General features: G+C 34.1%; 15 protein-coding genes. 10 read left to right on the top strand and 5 right to left on the bottom strand.

The features are described from left to right. Positions 1–212: 212 nt before the first annotated feature. On the bottom strand, positions 213–1,844 hold the full coding sequence (locus tag JQC67_RS01260) for a RagB/SusD family nutrient uptake outer membrane protein (protein ID WP_203251051.1): 1,632 nt from the start codon (positions 1,842–1,844) through the stop codon (positions 213–215). 14 nt (positions 1,845–1,858) lie between these two features. Beyond that, positions 1,859–4,993, bottom strand: a complete 3,135-nt coding sequence (locus JQC67_RS01255) for a SusC/RagA family TonB-linked outer membrane protein (RefSeq protein ID WP_203251050.1) — start codon at positions 4,991–4,993, stop codon at positions 1,859–1,861. Between the two features lie 350 nt (positions 4,994–5,343). Between JQC67_RS01255 and JQC67_RS01250 the strand changes: the two genes are divergently transcribed. From JQC67_RS01250 to JQC67_RS01240, 3 genes are all read left to right on the top strand, one after another. After that, entirely contained in the window at positions 5,344–6,366 is a 1,023-nt protein-coding gene (locus tag JQC67_RS01250) for a LacI family DNA-binding transcriptional regulator (RefSeq protein ID WP_203251049.1), read from the top strand. A gap of 70 nt (positions 6,367–6,436) precedes the next feature. Further along, positions 6,437–7,099, top strand: a complete 663-nt coding sequence (gene pgmB / locus JQC67_RS01245; RefSeq protein WP_203251048.1) for a beta-phosphoglucomutase — start codon at positions 6,437–6,439, stop codon at positions 7,097–7,099. Beyond that, positions 7,099–9,405: a glycoside hydrolase family 65 protein gene (locus JQC67_RS01240; protein ID WP_203251047.1), complete on the top strand. Its 2,307-nt coding sequence runs from the start codon at positions 7,099–7,101 to the stop codon at positions 9,403–9,405. The genes pgmB and JQC67_RS01240 overlap by 1 nt, the downstream gene beginning before the upstream one ends. A 7-nt stretch (positions 9,406–9,412) precedes the next feature. On the opposite strand, the gene JQC67_RS01235 is transcribed toward JQC67_RS01240, so the two are convergent. Continuing rightward, positions 9,413–11,131 (bottom strand): IlvD/Edd family dehydratase, encoded by a 1,719-nt coding sequence (locus JQC67_RS01235; protein WP_203251046.1) that lies wholly within the window; start codon positions 11,129–11,131, stop codon positions 9,413–9,415. A 177-nt stretch (positions 11,132–11,308) separates the two neighbouring features. Between JQC67_RS01235 and JQC67_RS01230 the strand changes: the two genes are divergently transcribed. The 7 genes from JQC67_RS01230 (at position 11,309) to JQC67_RS01200 (ending at position 17,843) form a co-directional block, all read left to right on the top strand. After that, positions 11,309–12,001 carry a glycerophosphodiester phosphodiesterase gene (locus tag JQC67_RS01230; RefSeq protein ID WP_203251045.1) on the top strand — a complete coding sequence of 231 codons (693 nt, stop codon included), beginning with the start codon at positions 11,309–11,311 and terminating at the stop codon, positions 11,999–12,001. Further along, positions 12,001–13,263, top strand: coding sequence for a BaiN/RdsA family NAD(P)/FAD-dependent oxidoreductase (locus JQC67_RS01225; RefSeq protein WP_203251044.1), 1,263 nt, complete (start codon positions 12,001–12,003; stop codon positions 13,261–13,263). The genes JQC67_RS01230 and JQC67_RS01225 overlap by 1 nt, the downstream gene beginning before the upstream one ends. A gap of 5 nt (positions 13,264–13,268) precedes the next feature. After that, entirely contained in the window at positions 13,269–13,820 is a 552-nt protein-coding gene (locus JQC67_RS01220; RefSeq protein WP_203251043.1) for a DUF1697 domain-containing protein, read from the top strand. Positions 13,821–13,873: 53 nt separating this feature from the next. After that, positions 13,874–14,956 carry a diphosphomevalonate/mevalonate 3,5-bisphosphate decarboxylase family protein gene (locus tag JQC67_RS01215; protein ID WP_203251042.1) on the top strand — a complete coding sequence of 361 codons (1,083 nt, stop codon included), beginning with the start codon at positions 13,874–13,876 and terminating at the stop codon, positions 14,954–14,956. Between the two features lie 58 nt (positions 14,957–15,014). Then, entirely contained in the window at positions 15,015–15,953 is a 939-nt protein-coding gene (locus JQC67_RS01210) for a mevalonate kinase family protein (protein WP_203251041.1), read from the top strand. A gap of 9 nt (positions 15,954–15,962) precedes the next feature. After that, positions 15,963–16,883 carry a geranylgeranylglycerol-phosphate geranylgeranyltransferase gene (locus JQC67_RS01205; RefSeq protein ID WP_203251040.1) on the top strand — a complete coding sequence of 307 codons (921 nt, stop codon included), beginning with the start codon at positions 15,963–15,965 and terminating at the stop codon, positions 16,881–16,883. 117 nt (positions 16,884–17,000) lie between these two features. Beyond that, positions 17,001–17,843 carry a pseudouridine synthase gene (locus JQC67_RS01200; protein ID WP_203251039.1) on the top strand — a complete coding sequence of 281 codons (843 nt, stop codon included), beginning with the start codon at positions 17,001–17,003 and terminating at the stop codon, positions 17,841–17,843. A 179-nt stretch (positions 17,844–18,022) separates the two neighbouring features. Here JQC67_RS01200 and JQC67_RS01195 read toward each other — a convergent pair whose 3' ends face one another. Both JQC67_RS01195 and JQC67_RS01190 read right to left on the bottom strand, forming a co-directional pair. Continuing rightward, positions 18,023–18,625, bottom strand: a complete 603-nt coding sequence (locus tag JQC67_RS01195; protein WP_203251038.1) for a toxin-antitoxin system YwqK family antitoxin — start codon at positions 18,623–18,625, stop codon at positions 18,023–18,025. Positions 18,626–18,634: 9 nt separating this feature from the next. Further along, on the bottom strand, positions 18,635–19,174 hold the full coding sequence (locus tag JQC67_RS01190; protein ID WP_203251037.1) for a hypothetical protein: 540 nt from the start codon (positions 19,172–19,174) through the stop codon (positions 18,635–18,637). Between the last annotated feature and the right edge of the window lie 10 nt (positions 19,175–19,184).

Here is a 19,184-nt window from a genome sequence, read left to right as displayed (position 1 = left end):
GTTTTAAACAATAGCAATTTAAAGTTGAAAATAAATCAACTTTCTAAGATAAGATTTTGAATATTAAGTAAGTGCCAAATTATGTATGCGCTACGAAGATTTTTTAAAATTTAACATTCAACATCGGTATGTAGTAAAAAGAAAGCTAAATCTAAAAATAATAAAACCCACTCATTAGAGTGGGCTTTAATGGCTATATAGTAAATAATTTTTTATTCATAACCTGGATTCTGAACCAAATTTGGGTTAGCCAAAATTTGTGGTAAAGGAATAGGAAATAATAATCGTTTTTTCTCTTCAATCGCAGATGGAACTTTAAACTCCCAATCTCTTAAATATTGACCAAAACGAATTAAATCAGTACGTCTAACTAGTTCTAAATACAACTCTCTACCTCTTTCGTCTAAAATATCACTTTCACTAATTGAGGTAAGTGGCTGTGCATCTCTAATAGTTCTTAATTCGTTTATCATTGTTAATGGGTCACCACCACTTCTAAACATTGCTTCAGCTTTCATTAAATAAGCATCTGCATATCTAAATTGAATCTTATGCTGAGTACCAAGTCCGTTTCTAGGGTTATATTTAATGATTCGAACCCCGGTTTGCTCGTTATTGTTTATAAGGTTTTTTGCACCTGAGCCATCTGTAAAGTCTCTTTTAAACTGTAGATCAGCGCCTTGTCTATCTTGAATCTTCGTACCATCTAAATCATATTGTTGGTTGATTAAAAAGCCATAACCTACGTTAGAACCAAACTCGTAACCATCAGCAGGATCTGCACCAGAAGTTCCTGTAAATGGTAAGCCTTCTGGTGGTGTACCACCTCTTCGTTCTTCTTGACCATCAAGCCGTGTAAGATCAGTTTCAACTCGGTTAATTTCAGGGTCACCCTCAAATAAATCATAGTATTCAGCTAGGGTACTAAAGCCATTCCAGCCACCGCCGCCTGCCAATCCAAATGAATTAACATGTAATGGCGCGTATATTACATTTTCAACATTAGATTCAGTAAACCAAATTGTTTCAGAATCTGCATCTTTTAAGAAAATATCGAAATAACCTTCTTGTAAAGTATAACCGTTAGCAGTAATATCATCAACTAAACTAATTACACTGGTCATATCTGCTGGGTTTGGCGTACCACCACCATCAGTTAATTGATTTTCATAAATATGCCTGTTTAATAATATTCTAGCTTTTAAAAATTTAGCAGCTGAAGTAGATGGCTTAAGTAAATCATCACCGGCACCAGCTGGTGTATTTGATAAACCAGCAATACAAAGATCTAAATCTGCCAAAATAAAATTAACTGCATCAGCACCTGTTAGTACTTCTGGTATTTCAGTGCTAGGTAATTGTGTGTCTCTGAATGGTACTTGGCCATAAAGATCTAAAGTAATCCACATACTGTATGCCCTTAAGAATCGTGCTTCCAAAACATCAGATGCTGAGGCAGCACTTCTTTCATCAATAATTTGAGAAGCAGATAATTGATTTTTTGTCCATTGTTCAAAAGGTCCGATAATATCTGACTCCTCTAAACCCCATTCATGTTGGTGGAGTTTTCTCCAACGGCCATTATCACCCCAGTCAGCACCTCTTGTTGGTATTAATTGCGCATCGGTAGTTACTTCAAATAATGCATAGGTATTTGCTTGATCAGAAAGATTACCTCGAATATCACCATAAAGTCCTTCTAAGGCAGAAGATGGGTTTTCTAAACCTACGAAACCTTCCGTAATAAATGAGTCCGTTTCTTCAATTTCTAAATCGGTACACGATACTAACCCTAAGGTTGCAACAAGTGATAATCCGAAAATTTTTAATTTATTGTTTTTCATTTTTCTAACTTTTTTTAAAACGATGCGTTGATACTAAATGTAACTGTCATTGGGTTAGGGTACGCTGCCCAATCTATACCACGTGTTGGTAAGTTGGCTGCGTTTAAATTACCGGTTGCAACGCTAACTTCTGGATCTGCACCGCTATAGTCTGTTATTAAAAATAAATTTTGTCCAGTTAATGATACTCTTAAGTTATCTAAGAAGCCTTCACCGGATAATGGAACGGTATATCCTATCGATGCATTTTGGAATCTTATAAAATCACCTTTTTCCAAGAATCTAGAAGATACCGCGGTTGAAGCACCAGGATCTTCACCTTCTGTCAATACATTAGATGTTACGTTTCGAGCCGTACCTAATTGACCAGCGTTTAACAAGGCATTTGAAGTGTTGTTGTACACCGAAAATCCAGATTGAGCTGAGAAGTAGGCTCCAAAATCAAAGTTTTTCACTGTTAAGTTAAGTGAAAGACCAGAAGTGAAATCTGGTAAACCATCTTCGCCGATCCAAGTTTTGTCTACATCTGGATCACCAATACCATTTCCATCAACATCAGTGTAAATTGGATTTCCAGTAGAATCAAAGCCTTCAAATATTGCCATGTAGTATGAGAATAATGAATACCCTGCTTCAAATCGTTGTGCAAATGCACCTGATAATCCAGGCCCATTAATTGGTCCAGAATTAATTGCACCAGCAAAGTCCTGAATTTCATTCTTGTTATATGCAATATTAAATGATGTTGTGAATGTTACATCTTCTGTTTGTATCCAATCATAACCCAAGGCTAATTCAATACCTTGATTTACTACAGTTGCATCAACATTTGAGAATTGAAACGGAGTAGTAGCAGGCAAGGCCGGTGGAGTTCTTAATAAAAGATCTTTTGTGTCTCTTTTATATACATCTATACTACCGTTAAAACGTTCATTGTTAAACCCAAAGTCTAAACCTATATTCATATCCGTCGTAGACTCCCATCTTAGTTCAGGATTGTCAGTTGCAACAATTGATAAACCATTTTGATTGATTGTGTTATCATTGTTGATGCCTACACCTCCATAACGTTGTCTTGCTACAAAGTTACCATAACCTAGACCATCTTGGTTACCAGTAATACCAGCACTAACACGAAGCTTTAGTGTTGAGACATTTTCGCCTATAAAATCTTCTTCACCCAATTGCCAAGCAAAAGCTGCAGATGGAAAATATCCGTATTGATATTCTGGTCCAAAACGTGAAGAACCATCAGCTCTAAGAGTACCTGTAAATAAATACTTGCTTGCTATACTATAATTTACTCTACCAAAAAATGATTGTAACTCATCTGTGTTGTCATAAGTGTCAGCAGAAACTGCAGCAATTGCACTAGTAGGTGTATAAGGTATATTATCAGTACCTGATGAAGGAAACAGACGGTTAATATTTAAACCGCTAAAATTAGTAGCGTAAAAATATTGTTGATATTCGCCTGTAGCAGCAAATTGTGCATCATTAACTGCATATTTAAGGTCCTCTGCCATTTCACTTAGTACACTTGATTGAAATCCTCTTGCTTGGGCATTTCTACCTTGAGTTTGGAAATCTTGATAAGCATAACCAGCAACAAAATCAAGATTAGAGTTGTTGAATTCTTTATTGTAATTTACTGTTACTTCTAAAGTTTTGTTATTACGTTCTAATGTATTGTAAGTTCCAAAGCCATTGTCAACAATACCTGCAAAAAATAAATTCTTACTTAATACAGATGTATTATTACTATTTGAAGTATCAAAACCAGTATTTACCTTTGCTGAAAGGTTGTCTGTAAATTTGTACTCTGCAGACGCATTAATAAGAAAACGATCCGTGTGGGTAATGTTCTCAGTTTGCTCAAGAGAATTTAAAGGGTTGATCGAAATACTCCCAGCTGGTCTAAAGAATTGGTCAGCTGGCCAGGTTGGATTAGCAGCATAAGCAGCACCAAGAATATCTCCACTTGCACCAGCGGTATTATTTAAAGGAGGTTTTTGTTGGTTTACCCTAGAAACTGAAGTTTGTAAGCCAATAAGTAGTTTGTCATTAAATAATCTTTGATTTAAATTCAATCTACCTGTAATTCTTTCAAAATCAGATTTTTCCATCACACCAAGTTGTTTCTGGTATCCAAAAGTTGTTCTGATGTTACCAGAGCCGTAATTGTGTGAATACGATAGATTTTGATTAGTAGAAGCTGTACTTCTTAAAACTACATCTTGCCAATCAGTATCAGCGCCAAAATTGTTAGCCGCTGGGTCACCACCAAAATCAGGCAATGCAGTTAAATATTCTTCAGTAGTTAAAAGGTCGAATTTTCTAACCGGTTTAGTATATGTAACATTTGAAGAAAATTCCCATTTTCCACCGGCAGAACCTTTACCACTCTTAGTTGTAATTATAACAACCCCGTTCGCACCACGTGAACCATATATTGCAGTTGCCGAAGCATCTTTAAGTATACTCATACTTTCAATATCATTCGGATTTAAGAAACTCAATGGATTGCCTTGTTCGCCACTGTTAGCAGAATTACTTACGGTTCCTTGAGCATCTGTGCTTTCTCCAAAAAGTGCAACGCCGTCTACTACAAATAAAGGATTGTTGTTTGCTCTAACTGAGTTCGCTCCTCTAATGTTAATGTTAATACCTGCACCTGGTTCTCCACTGGTTTGTTGAATATTAACACCCGCAGTTTTACCTTGTATTAACTGTTCAGGAGAACTAATCACACCGCCATTAAAATCTTCAGAGGTAACGGCGGATACCGAACCAGTAGCATCTTTTACTGTAGTGGTACCATAACCAATAATTATTACTTCCTCAAGTGCTTGTGCATCTTCAGCAAGCGTAGTGTTGATAACTGTTTGGTCTGCAACAATAATGTCAACACTTTTGTAACCAATATAGCTGATGGTTAAAACCGCGTCATCATCTGGTACGTTTATGGTGTAATTACCATCAAAATCTGTTTGAGCACCTGTGTTTGTGCCTTTGACAACTACACTTGCGCCAGGCAACGGACCACTGCTATCAGAAACAGTACCTGTCACTTCTTTTTGAGCCTGTAATTGACCAAAGCATAAAAATGCTCCAATCAGCAACAAACTTCTAAATAAAATGATTTTCATAAAATGATTGTTTTAAGTTGAGTTAAAATTATTAGAAATTGAAAAATATGTAAATATTTTGTTAAATTGATAATATAGGTAGATTGATTCTTTACGCAAACGGTTTCGTGTTGATAACTTTATGTAATTGCATAATTCTTATTATATGTATTGTTAAATATCAATATAAAATAAAGTTAATACTGTAATTATACTTTTTGTAGTTTTGCGGTAAATATACTACAAATACTCAAATGTTAACGCTTTGCCAAAATAATTTTAGTAATTAGTGTTTTACGTAACAAATAAATGTACTTGAGTTAATTTATTATTGATTAACTTTTGAATATGACAACTAAATTGAATTAAACTTGAGACAGAAAACAACATTAAAAAGTATTGCTCGTGAGCTTGACGTTTCAATTTCAACAGTTTCTAAAGCGCTTAAGAATAGTGATGAAATTGGTAAGGAAACAAAGGAAAAGGTGCAAGCTTTTGCTAAATTATATAATTACAAGCCAAATAATGTAGCCATTAGCTTAAAAAATAAGCGCACTAAGAATATTGGTGTAGTTATACCTGATATTGTGCATCATTTTTTTACAACGGTGTTCAGAGGTATTGAGAAATATGCTAATGAAAGAGGTTATAACGTTGTTATTTGTATTTCAGATGAATCGTATGACAAAGAGGTTATCAATTTAGAAATGCTTTCAAATGGAAGCGTTGATGGATTTATAATGTCATTATCTGCTGAAACTCAAAAAAAGAACGATTTTAATCATCTAAAAGAAATTCTTAATCAGGGTATTCCAATTGTGCTTTTTGATAGAGTTACAAATGAGATTGATTGTGATAAGGTAATTTTAAACGATAGAGAAATTGCTTATGAAGCTGTTTCTACTTTTATAGCCGATGGTAGAAAACGCATTGCACTTGTTACAACTGAAAGTTACTTTAATGTTAGTGAAGAACGAGCAATTGGGTATCGTGATGCTTTAACAGCAAATAATATAACATTAGATGAGAATTTAATTTTAAAATTACATTATAAGGATTTCAATGAAACTGATATCTCTAATTTTTTTAAAGCAAATAAAATTGATGCGGTGTTATGTGTGAATGAATTGTTTGCAACAATGTGTATGGGAATTGTTCAAAATGATGGTGTACAGATTCCAAAAGATATCGCTTTCATGGGTTTCACTGATGGTATGCTTTCTAAATACAGCAAGCCTACCTTAACAACAGTTGCACAACATGGTGATAAAATGGGTGAAGCTGCTGCACGTTTTTTAATTGATAGAATTGAAAATGAAACTGATGATGAAATTCCAGCTTATGAAACCGAAATTATTAAAGCTACAATAATACAGCGCGATTCTACCAACTAAACTGGTGCTTAATCTTCTAGTCAAATAATACCCCCATAATAGCAATCATAATAATTTACAGTTTCATTAAATGAAAGAAATAGGATTTATCTTCGATTTAGACGGAGTAATTGTTGATACTGCAAAATATCATTATTTAGCATGGAAAAACCTCGCTGACCAATTAGGTTTTGAATTTACCCATGAGCATAATGAATTATTTAAAGGTGTTAGTCGAAAAAAATGTCTTGAAATTTTATTAGAAATTGGAAAAGTCGAAGCGTCGCAAGATCAGTTCGATGCTTGGATGATTGAAAAAAATGTAGATTATTTGGCCTACATTGAAAAGATGAAGGAATCTGAAATATTGCCAGACGTACCTAGAATTTTAAATTTTTTAAAGGAAAATAATTTTCCTATTGGTCTTGGGTCTGCTAGTAAAAATGCGCGGCATATATTAGAAAAAGTGAATTTGATTCATTTTTTTGATGTTATCGTTGATGGTAATAATGTTACAAAAGCAAAACCAGACCCTCAAGTATTTCTTATTGCCGCAGAAGTTTTAGAGGTAAATGCTGAAAAGTGTGTGGTTTTTGAAGATGCCATAGCGGGTGTTCAGGCTGCAAATAATGCGGAAATGATTTCAATCGGAATAGGTGATGCCGAGATATTATCGCATGCAGATTATAATTTTGATGATTTCACTCAAATAGACACTCCATTTCTTACTAAACTTATAAATAGCCTTGCCTGATGAATCAAGATTATATTAAGCCTGATCCTTGGTCGATTATTGAAGAAGGCTTCGACGCTGAGCGTGTAAAATCTTCAGAGAGTCTTTTTAGTTTAGGTAATGGCGCAATGGGGCAACGTGCTAATTTTGAAGAAACATACACCGGTGATACTTTTCAAGGTAGTTATATAGCAGGGGTTTATTATCCTGATAAAACTCGTGTGGGTTGGTGGAAAAATGGATATCCTGAATATTTCGCTAAAGTATTAAATGCACCGAATTGGATTGGAATTAATTTTACTATCAACGGTGAATTATTCGATTTAAATACTTGCGAATCTGTTACTGATTTTAAGCGGGAATTAAATATGAAAGAAGGCTGGTATTGTCGTTCTTTTAATTCAATTACTTCAAATGGAAATGCACTTAATATAAAGTCTACAAGATTTTTAAGTTTAGCTATTGATGAAATCGGAGCAATTCGCTATGAGATCACACCTATTGAATCAGATGTGCGAATTGATTTCGAATCTTATTTAGATAGTGGTATTACCAATGAAGATAGCAATTGGGATGATAAATTTTGGAATACAACAAATGTAGAATCTCAAGGTAAAAGCGCTTTTGTTGAAGCACATACCATGAAAACGAATATTGCGACGTGTACTTTTATGCAGTCGGAATTATTTTTGGACAATGCGTTAATTGAACAAAACCCAACGGTAACTGAGAAAGATTTTTTTGTTGCTCATATATATACGCATAATGTAAAAAAAGGTCAAACAATTGCTTTGCATAAATTTGGCGGATACACAGTAAGTAGTAATCATGATGCAACCCAATTGATTCAAGCGGCTAAATCTGTTTTGAAGTCGGCTATTGATTTAGGTTTTGATGCTTTGCTAAAAAAGCAGAAGCAGGCTTGGGAAAAAATCTGGAGCATGTCAGATATTACAATTGAAGGCGATATAAAAGCTCAGCAAGGAATTCGATTTAATATATTTCATCTGAACCAAACTTATTTAGGCAAAGATTCTAGATTGAATATTGGACCTAAAGGATTCACTGGTGAAAAATATGGAGGAAGCACTTATTGGGATACAGAAGCCTACTGCATTCCTTTTTACATGGCAACTAAAAATCAAGATGTAGCTCGAAACCTATTAACCTATAGGTATAACCATTTGCAAAAGGCAATAGAAAATGCTGAAAAATTAGGTTTTTCAAATGGAGCCGCCTTGTACCCAATGGTGACAATCAATGGTGAAGAATGCCACAATGAATGGGAAATTACTTTTGAAGAAATACACAGAAATGGTGCTATTGCGTTCGCAATATTTAATTACGTGCGATACACAAATGATTATTCATATGTGCCAGAAATGGGACTTGAAGTTCTCATCGGAATCGCAAGGTTTTGGCAACAGAGAGCTACACTATCCGCAGAAAAAAATAAATATGTTATTCTTGGTGTAACAGGGCCTAATGAATATGAGAATAATGTCAATAATAACTGGTACACAAATTATTTAGCAAAGTGGTGTATAGATTTTGCAACTGAACAAATTCAAAAAGTTAAAGAAAGTTACGCGCATGACTTTGATAGAATTATGGGTAAAACCAAATTGATAGATTCTGAAATAAAGTTGTGGAAACAAGTTGCTGATAAAATGTACTTTCCGTATTCAGAAACCAAAGGTATTTACTTACAACAAGATGGTTTTTTAGATAAAGAGTTGATTACTGTTTCTAATTTAAATACATCTGAAAGACCTATTAATCAAAAATGGAGTTGGGATCGAATTTTACGTTCGCCTTACATTAAACAAGCTGATGTTTTACAAGGATTTTATTTTTTTGAAGATCATTTTTCTACAGATGAATTAGAAAAACATTTTAATTTTTATGAACCGTTTACAGTCCATGAATCATCTTTGTCACCTTGTGTACATAGTATTCAGGCTGCTAAGCTTAATAAAATGGATCAGGCCTACACGTTTTATTTGCGTACATCTCGCTTAGATCTAGATGACTATAATAAAGAAGTTGAGGAAGGCTTACATATTACTTCAATGGCTGGTACTTGGATGAGTATTGTAGAAGGTTTTGGTGGTATGCGTATCATTGAAAATCAACTTTCATTTGAAACAAAAATCCCAAAAGAATGGGATGCATATTCCTTTAAAATCAATTTTAGAAACTCGATAATTAAGGTGAATGTTAGTGCGTCAAAATCTGTTTTTGAACTTTTTGGTACACCTGAATTACAAATATTAGTAAATGGTTCTCCTGAAAAGTTAATTTCAGGAAAACCACTACATGTATAAAGTTTGTTTAATGTGAATCACGAGTGACTTCACTACCTGAACATCCTTTTAGAAAATCTAGATCCACACCCTTATCTGCTTGCTCAACATGGTCGATAAACATTTTTACAAAACCACGATTAACACCTAGGTCTTGAGGTTTCCACACAGCTTTACGTTTCGCTAATTCTTCGTCAGAAACGTGTAATGTTAATTTGCGATTTGCAACATCAAGTTCAATTTCGTCACCAGATTCTATTAATCCGAATGCGCCACCCGCAGCGGCTTCCGGTGCCACGTGTAATACAACAGTACCAAAAGCGGTCCCACTCATTCTGCCATCAGAAATACGAACCATATCGGTAACTCCTTTTGCTAGTAATTTCTTCGGAAGCCCCATATTGCCAACTTCTGGCATACCTGGATATCCTTTAGGACCTACATTTTTTAAGACCATTACAGATGTTTCATCAATATCTAAATCTGGGTCATCAACACGCGATTTGTAATCTTCAATGTTTTCAAATACGACTGCTTTGCCCTTATGTTGCATCAATTCAGCCGTTGCTGCCGATGGTTTTAAAATAGCTCCATTAGGACATAAGTTTCCTCTTAAAACAGCAATACCAGAATCATCTTTTACAGGCTGCGCAGTGGTACCGATAGTTTCTCGGTCATAACATTCTATACCTTCAGTGTTCTCACCAATAGTTTTTCCGTTAGCAGTAATTGCGCCATTATTTAAGTGTTCTCTTAGTTCCTTAATTACCACCGGTAAACCACCTGCGTAATAAAAGTCTTCCATCATAAATTTACCTGAAGGTTGTAGGTTGGCTAATAATGGAATATTAGCTGAAAATTTATCAAAATCTTCTAAGGTTAAATCTACACCCACACGGCCGGCTAAGGCCAAAAGGTGTACCACAAAATTTGTTGATCCGCCTACCGCAGCATTCACCATGATGGCATTTTCAAAGGCTTCGCGTGTCATGATTTTTGAAAGGGTTAAATCTTCTTTTACCATATCAACAATACGCCTGCCAGATAAATGAGCCAATACTTTTCTTCTAGAATCTGAAGCTGGTATTGCCGCATTATGTGGTAAGGTGACCCCTAATGATTCTACCATACAAGCCATGGTGCTTGCAGTACCCATTACTGCACAATGACCGTCACTTCTGCACATCATTGCTTCGGTAAGTCTAAACTCGTCGTTATCCATCTTACCATTTCGGTTGGCTTCACTGAATCGCCATATATCTGATGTAGCAATATCTTTACCTCTATATTTTCCGGTTAACATAGATCCACCAGAAACAAATATGCTGGGAATGTCAACACTACAAGCTCCCATTAAAATTGAAGGTGTGGTTTTATCACATCCTCCTAATAACACAACTCCATCAAGTGGATTGCCTCGTATACTTTCTTCGGCATCCATACTTGCCAAATTTCTAAAAAGCATTGCTGTTGGTTTCATTATAGTTTCACCCAATGACATGACCGGAAATTCTAACGGAAAACCGCCAGCTTCCCAAACACCACGTTTCACATGCTCAGCTAATTCTCTTAGGTGCCCATTACAAGGTGTTAATTCGGACCAAGTATTACATATTCCGATTACTGGTTTTCCATCAAATTCATCATCAGGATGGCCTTGATTTTTCATCCAAGCCCGATAAATGAATCCATCTTTTCCAGTTTTTCCAAACCAGCCTTGACTACGTAGTTTTTTCTTGTCGTCCATATTTAAATTGCTTACTTTTCTTATTGTGACTTAAATATAAGAACTGTGTTTGGATTTTCCTTTTTAATGAAAAAATTAAACAAATTGATTCTATTATCTTTACTATTCTTAAGACACGAAAATATGCGCAGAATAATTTATCTTTTTTCATTCATTTTTTTAATACAATCATGTAGTATGGCACAAAAACCATTAGTTATAGGGCATCGAGGGGCAATGGGTCATGTAACCGAAAACACAGTAGCTTCAATGCAGAAAGCAATGGATTTAGGAGTTGACATGATTGAGATTGATATTTTTAAAATTAAAAGTGGCGAGCTCATTGTTTTTCATGATGATAAAGTAAATCGTTTAACAAACGGAAAAGGTGCTGTTGAAAGCTTTACTTTAGATGAATTAAAGCAATTGAAATTGGATGGAAATTATAGTATACCTACCCTACAAGAAGTTTTAGATGTAATTGATAATAAGGTTCAACTCAATATTGAATTAAAAGGAGAAGGCACTACAGATCTTCTAAATCAAATGTTATCAGAAAATATAAAGGATAAAAATTGGGAGTTAAAAAATATAATCATTTCAAGTTTTAAATGGGATGAATTACGTGCAATTAGAACTTTAAATAGTAATATTAGAATTGCTGTTCTTGTTGGAGATGAAATTGCTGAAGCAACAGCGGTGGCCAAAGAATTAAATGCAGAGGCAATTAACCCACACTTTAAAGCGCTAAACCAAGAAAACGTAAATGAGGTACATAAGGCTGGTTTTAAACTTTATCCTTTTACAATCAATGAGCCTGAAGATATTGCCACTATGAAACAGTTTGGTGTAGATGGCATAATTACAAATTTTCCTGAACGAGCACATTAATGTTCGACCTTATAATTATTGGTGGTGGTGCAGCTGGTTTTTATGCTGCTATTCATGCCGCGGAAAATGACCCAAACCTTAAAATTGCGATTTTAGAAAGGGGAAAAGAAGTGTTGGCTAAAGTCAAGGTTTCTGGTGGTGGTCGCTGTAATGTTACCCATGCGCAATTTGATCCTGCTGAGCTGGTAAAGAATTACCCCAGAGGTGAAAAAGAATTATTAGGCCCTTTTTATACCTATTGTAGCGGGGATGTAATTTCATTTTTTGAGGAAAAAGGTATCGCCCTTAAAATTGAAGATGATGGTAGAATGTTTCCTACTTCTAATTCTTCTCAAACTATTATTGATTGTTTTCTATCAGAAGTTAATCGATTAGGAATTCAAATTTTAAAACATAGTGGCGTTACGAATATAGCAGTCACGAATGTGTGGGAAGTAACTTCTATAAAAAAAACGTATCAAGCAAAAAAGCTTTTAATTGCAACGGGAAGTAGTTCAAAAATTTGGACGATGCTTACAAAAATGGGGCATTCAATTGTCGACCCAGTTCCATCACTTTTTACATTTAATATAAACGATCCAAGAATTGAGGGTATTTCTGGTGTGAGTACGCAGGCCCGAGTTGCGGTATATGAAAAAAATCATGTAGACGCTAAGATTACCATTAAATTACGTAGTCAAAAAAAAAGGCGTGCACTTTTAACTGAAGAAGGTCCTTTGCTAATAACACATTGGGGAATGAGCGGGCCAGCAATATTAAGACTATCAGCTTGGGGTGCTCGGCTGTTAAAATCGTTTGATTATAAATTTGAGATTCATGTAAATTGGTTGCCAGATCATCTTGAAGAATCTATTTTTCAGCTGCTAAACGAAATTAAGGCCGTTGAGAGTAAAAAAACAATTCTTAGAACTAGAGCTGTTGATGTGCCAAGAAGATTATGGACGAATTTAGTTCGTGCCGCTGGAATACTAGAAGATGAAAAATGGGCTGATATTACCAAAAGTAAATTGCAAACTTTAGCAGAACAATTAACGGATTGTAAGTTTACTGTAGATGGAAAAAGCACATTTAAAGAAGAGTTTGTTACTGCTGGTGGTATTGAGCTCAGTGAAATAAATTTTAAAACCATGGAAAGTAAAATTGTGCCTAACTTATACTTTGCTGGTGAGGTTATAAATATTGATGCTATAACAGGTGGATTTAATTTTCAGAATGCCTGGACTACTGGTTATATTGCAGCTCAAGGTATCACTCAAAAATAATTGTAATGCAGACGTATGTTGTATTATTAAGGGGAATTAACGTTAGCGGACAAAAGAAAATAATTATGGCCGATTTGCGAAAAATGCTTGAGCAAAGCAATTTTCAAGAAGTTGAGACCTATATTCAAAGTGGTAATATTGTTTTAAAAAGCAATGAAAAGGATAATGTAAAAGTTGCTTCAAAAATAAAAAGTGCGATTGCTGAAACTTTTGGTTTTGATATTTTTGTTTTGGCGAAAAAATATGATGAGTTAAAAGATATTTTTGATGCTAACCCGTTTACAGACCCTATTGATATTGAGAATAAGAAAGTATATTTCGCACTTTTAGAAAACTCACCTCAGTCTGAAATAGTGGCAGAATTCAATAAAATAGAATTCGTAAACGAACAATTTTCAATAAAGAATAACTGTGTTTATTTAAATTATACGAATGGAGCGGGCAAGGCTAAACTCACCAATAATTTAATTGAACGAAAATTAAAAGTTGCGGCAACATCAAGAAATTATAGAACTATGGTAAAGTTGTTAGAAATGTCTGCTAAGACTTCACATTAAAAGCAATAAAATCAGACCGACCAAAAACTTATCTTTGCTTAAATAATTTTAGAATGACTGAACAAGACTTTATTCCCAATACATATGCTAAAGAAATTAGTAGCGGAAAAACTTCTTGGAAATCTCCTAGTAATATAGCATTGGTTAAATATTGGGGTAAAAAGGAAGGGCAGATTCCTGCAAACCCTTCTATTAGTTTTACATTGGATAATTGTGCAACTACTACTAATCTAAATTTTTCAAAATTAGCTAAACCGATTGAAGATTATTCTTTCGATATCTCTCTTGAAGGAAAGGTTAAGGAAGATTTTAAGCCAAAAATTGCTACATTTTTTAAAAGGATAGAAAAGTACTTGCCGTTTTTGAAAGAGTATCATTTTACAATTGAAACGTCAAATTCTTTTCCGCATAGTAGCGGAATTGCTTCTTCAGCATCCGGAATGAGTGCGTTGGCATTATGTCTTATGGATATTGAAAGGCAATTGAACCCATTAATGAGTGAAGGTTATTTTACTCAAAAAGCTTCCTTTTTGGCGCGACTAGGTTCTGGTAGTGCTGCTAGAAGTATACAAGGGCCAATTGTGCAGTGGGGCAATCATAATGATACTGAAGGTAGTTCAGATTTAATCGGAATAAAATATCCATATAAAGTACATGAAGTATTTGAAAACTACTGTGATACCATTCTATTGGTTGACAAAGGTCAAAAGCAGGTAAGTAGCACCGTTGGGCATGATTTAATGCATAATCATCCGTTTGCAAATCAACGTTTCGACCAAGCGCATGAAAATCTGACAAGTTTAATTTCGATTTTTGCTTCAGGAGACTTAAATGAATTTATTAAAATTGTAGAAAGTGAGGCATTAACACTGCACGCTATGATGATGACGAGTATGCCATATTTTATACTCATGAAGCCAAATACGCTCGAAATTATCAATAAAATATGGGCTTTCCGTGAACAATCTAAAACCCACGTTTGTTTTACTTTAGATGCGGGTGCCAATGTTCATGTACTATATCCTGAATCTGAAAAGTCAATAATAGACCAATTTATTAAGAATGAGTTGGTTGCATATTGTGAAAACGGGCAGTATATTTGCGATCAAATTGGTTTCGGTGCAAAAAAAGCGTAACTTTTTAACAGATTTACGTCTTATAAGCGTTATGATATAGTCCCAAATTAAAAGAACTATGAAAGGTCCCCTTTTTTATTCAAAAATATTACTCTTCGGAGAGTATGGAATCATTAAAGATTCTAAAGGCCTCTCAATACCTTACAATTTTTTTAAAGGTGCATTAAAAGCTGATGATAATAACTCAGAAGTTGCTAAGAAATCAAACAGTAGCCTTAGAGAATTTGTTGGTTATCTTGAAATGATACAAAAGAATAGCCCTGATTTGGTTTCTTTTGATTTTAAGACTTTAAAGAGTGATGTTGAATCAGGTATGTATTTTGATAGTTCAATTCCGCAGGGTTATGGTGTTGGTAGTAGTGGTGCATTAGTGGCCGCTATTTATGATAAGTATGCGCAAAACAAAATTACTGTTCTAGAAAATCTCACTAGAGAAAAGTTATTAGTATTAAAGACTATTTTCGGTAAAATGGAATCTTTCTTTCATGGAAAGTCCTCTGGTTTAGATCCTTTAAATAGTTATTTGAGCCTTCCTATATTAATTAATTCTCAAGATAATATTGAATCTACAAGTCTGCCTTCTCAAAATACTGAAGGTAAAGGGGCTGTCTTTTTACTAGACAGTGGTTCAACTGGTGAAACAGCGCCAATGGTGCAACTTTTTATGGAGAAGATGAAGCAAGAAGGCTTCAGAAATATGTTGAAGGATCAGTTTATCAAACATACTGATGCTTGTGTTGACGATTTTGTGAACGGAAACGTGAAGTCGCTTTTTGGTAATTTGAAACAACTATCTCATGTTGTTCTCGATAACTTTAAACCAATGATACCTACAAAGTTTCACGAACTATGGCAACGTGGTATTGAGACTAACGAATATTACCTAAAACTATGTGGTTCTGGTGGTGGCGGTTATATTTTGGGTTTCACTCAAGATTTTGATCAGGCACAAAAAACATTGAAAGACTACAACTTAGAAGTGGTTTATAACTTCTAAAATCATCAAATGTTTAGTAGAAAAAACAAGCTCTTACTTTTAAAGTTATTGAGTCTGTTTTCTGTGGTTAGAGGTTACAATATTTTAATGATTGTATTGGCTCAATATTTGGCTGCAATTTATATTTTGGCTCATCATCTACCGCTCAGAAAAGTTATTTTCGATTTAAATCTTTTTATAATAGTTGTTGCTTCTGCATTGGTTATTGCAAGTGGCTACATAATCAATAACTTTTATGATGCTGAAAAGGATCTTATAAATAAGCCTAGAAAAAGTATGTTGGATCGTTTGGTTAGCCAACGATTTAAGCTTACCACTTATTTTATTCTCAACTTCTTAGCAGTTTTTGCAGCTAGTTATGTCTCGTTTAGAGCGGTATTATTCTTCTCTGCTTATATTTTCGGAATTTGGTTTTATTCTCATAAGTTGAAACGAATTCCGTTTGTTGGAAATTTTGTTTCATCCACATTATCAATAGCTCCGTTTTTTGCCGTTTTTGTTTATTATAAGAATTTTGAACATGTCATTTTTGTGCATGCTATATTTCTTTTTTTATTGATTCTTATGCGTGAAATGATAAAAGATTTAGAGAATATTGCAGGTGATTTAGCTCAGAATTATAAAACGGTGCCAATAATTTATGGTCATCGTTTTTCAAAGTATTGTATTAGTTTTTTAGTGGCATTAACCATAATACCTGCACTATTGCTCATTAAGTATTTTGATGTGGGTTATATGTATATTTATTTCTTAGGATGCGTTGCCTTGCTCGTCCTTTTTCTTATTATGTTATGGAAAGCACATACCAAGCTTCATTACGTAGGTCTGCATAACATACTTAAGTTAATAATTATCATTGGTGTATTTAGTATTCTATTAATTGATGTTGAAATGATTCTTAATCGTTTTGAACAATGGAATATTATTTAGAATTGTCTTTCTAAATAGATGCACTTATTCTCTGAAACTAATATTTTAACCGTTATAATACAGCTTGTTGCGCTGTTGGGTTAAAAGATTAAAGCTACCTTTGCAAAAAGTTTAAAAATGGGTAAGTCTGATTCTAGCCAAAATAAAAAATCATCCGGAAAGCATGTAGGTAACTTTCGGAAGAAGAATTTTAGTAAGCCAAGGGCGCAGGGCAATGCTGCTCCTGTGGCTAAGCAGCCTAGTAATCCTGATTTAGTTCGTTTAAACAAGTATGTGTCTAATTCTGGCGTTTGCTCAAGACGTGATGCAGATATTTATATTTCTGCCGGTAGTGTTACTGTTAATGGTAAAACCATTACAGAAATGGGCTATAAGGTGAAATTGACTGATGAGGTTAAGTTTGACGGTCGTTTGCTAAATCCGGTAAAAAAGGAATATGTACTACTTAATAAACCTAAAGATTTTACAACAACAGTAAGAGATACAAGAGGACGGCGAAATGTTTCTGGCCTGATTTCTAATGCTTCAAAAACGCCATTATTACCCGTTGATAAAATGGATAAAGAAGCCACTGGGCTTCTTCTATTTACCAATGATGGTGATTTGACAAAGCGTTTGAAAAGTCCAAAAAATGGACTCCGTAAAATATATCATGTGGTGCTAAACAAAGATTTACGTAGTGCTGATATGAAGAAGATACAAGAGGGTATCACGCTTGAAGAAAAACCAGTACGCGTTCAAGAGATAAGCTTTATTGAAAATGCGCCTAAAAGAGAAGTCGGAATCGAAATTTATAGTACTAAAAATAAGATTGTTGAACGTATTTTTGAACATTTAGATTACGAAGTGGTCAAAATTGATCGTGTTTCTTATGCAGGCTTAACTAAGAAAGATTTACCTAGAGGGCATTGGCGATACCTTACGGATCAGGAAATAGTTAACTTGGGTATGTTAAAATAATCAACTTTAGAATTGAGGTATATTTGATAACCTTAAGGTAAAATTGTGATAACTTTTGAAACTAATAAAAGTTGCATTTTTGTATTATAATTTACTTGTATAAGTAAAGAAAACAAGTCGTAAGACCGATATTCGTATCGGTTTTGTCTTTTAATAAAGTTTCGTTGTTGAATTGAACATTAGTAGTTTGAAGTCTTTAAAATAGTACCCTTGTCATCATAGACTGTCCATTGTCCGCTTTTTTTGCCATCAAGATATTCTCCCTCCTCTTGAATTTTGCCATTTTTGTAGAAGGTTATCCATCTACCATTGGGCTCTCCGTTTTCGTAATTTTCAATAGTAATTATTTCACCAGAATCATAATAACTTTTCCATTCTCCAGTTGCTCCTTTAGCATTATAAATTCTAAGATATTTTAATGTGCCATTTTTAGCATAGTGTTTCCAGGTACCGTCTTTATTGTTGTTTATATGATTTCCACCAAAATATAATTGTCCATTATCATGATAGGCTTTCCATTCTCCTTCTAAAATATCATCTTTAAAAGTTTCTATTTTATAGATTTTACCATTGCTATAATAGCGAACCCATTTTCCGTTTTTTTTATTATCAATGAGTTTTCCAGTCAGCAATACATCACCGTTCTCAAAAAAATCTGTTACTTCAATAACCTCTTTTTCATAAGAAATAGGAACCCCAGTTTTTTCTTTGGTTTTGTTTTGGGTATTACAACTTTGAAACAATTGTAAAGCGATTAGTATTAAAAATGGATGTATTTTCAATTTGTAATTTTATAGTGAGTTCCACGCTTCCCAATCATGTGGTTCAATTCGACCATCCCAAAAGTATTTAAAAGGCAAAGCTTCTTCTTGCCAAGGTGCAAGTGGGTAAATGTCATAATTATCATCATAATCATAAAGCCCATAAGTAGGGTTTTCTCCCCAAAAAAGTTCAAATTTTACAGTCTCCTTTAGTTCACTAACATAAACACTTCCAAGTACAATAGAATGTGTTGCTCCACTAACAGGTGTTGTAAATGCTTTTGTTTTTTCAATTTTTAAAGAAGTACCTCTGGGTAGTTTATATATTGGATTAGCGGTCTCATAAAAATTAGTATCAGTTATATCTAAAATATACGGATGCTCTAAAGAATGTTTGTGTAGGGTTATAAAGCATTCTTGTTGGGTTTTTAAGGTCTTATTTATAATTTCATTGTAAGGGAATTTGTTCGATAAATCTTCAGTCTTTGTCCTAAAAACAAAATAGAAAGACCCTACAATTATAGCTATACCTAATATTAGTGACCCAATTAATATACTTTTTATAGACATAGTAGCTATT

The organism is Aurantibacter crassamenti, from assembly GCF_016811105.1.
Classification (GTDB): Bacteria; Bacteroidota; Bacteroidia; order Flavobacteriales; family Flavobacteriaceae; genus Aurantibacter_A; species Aurantibacter_A crassamenti.
The sequence above is the reverse complement of the archived record's forward strand: the minus strand, read 5'-3'. Positions and strand labels throughout refer to the sequence as shown.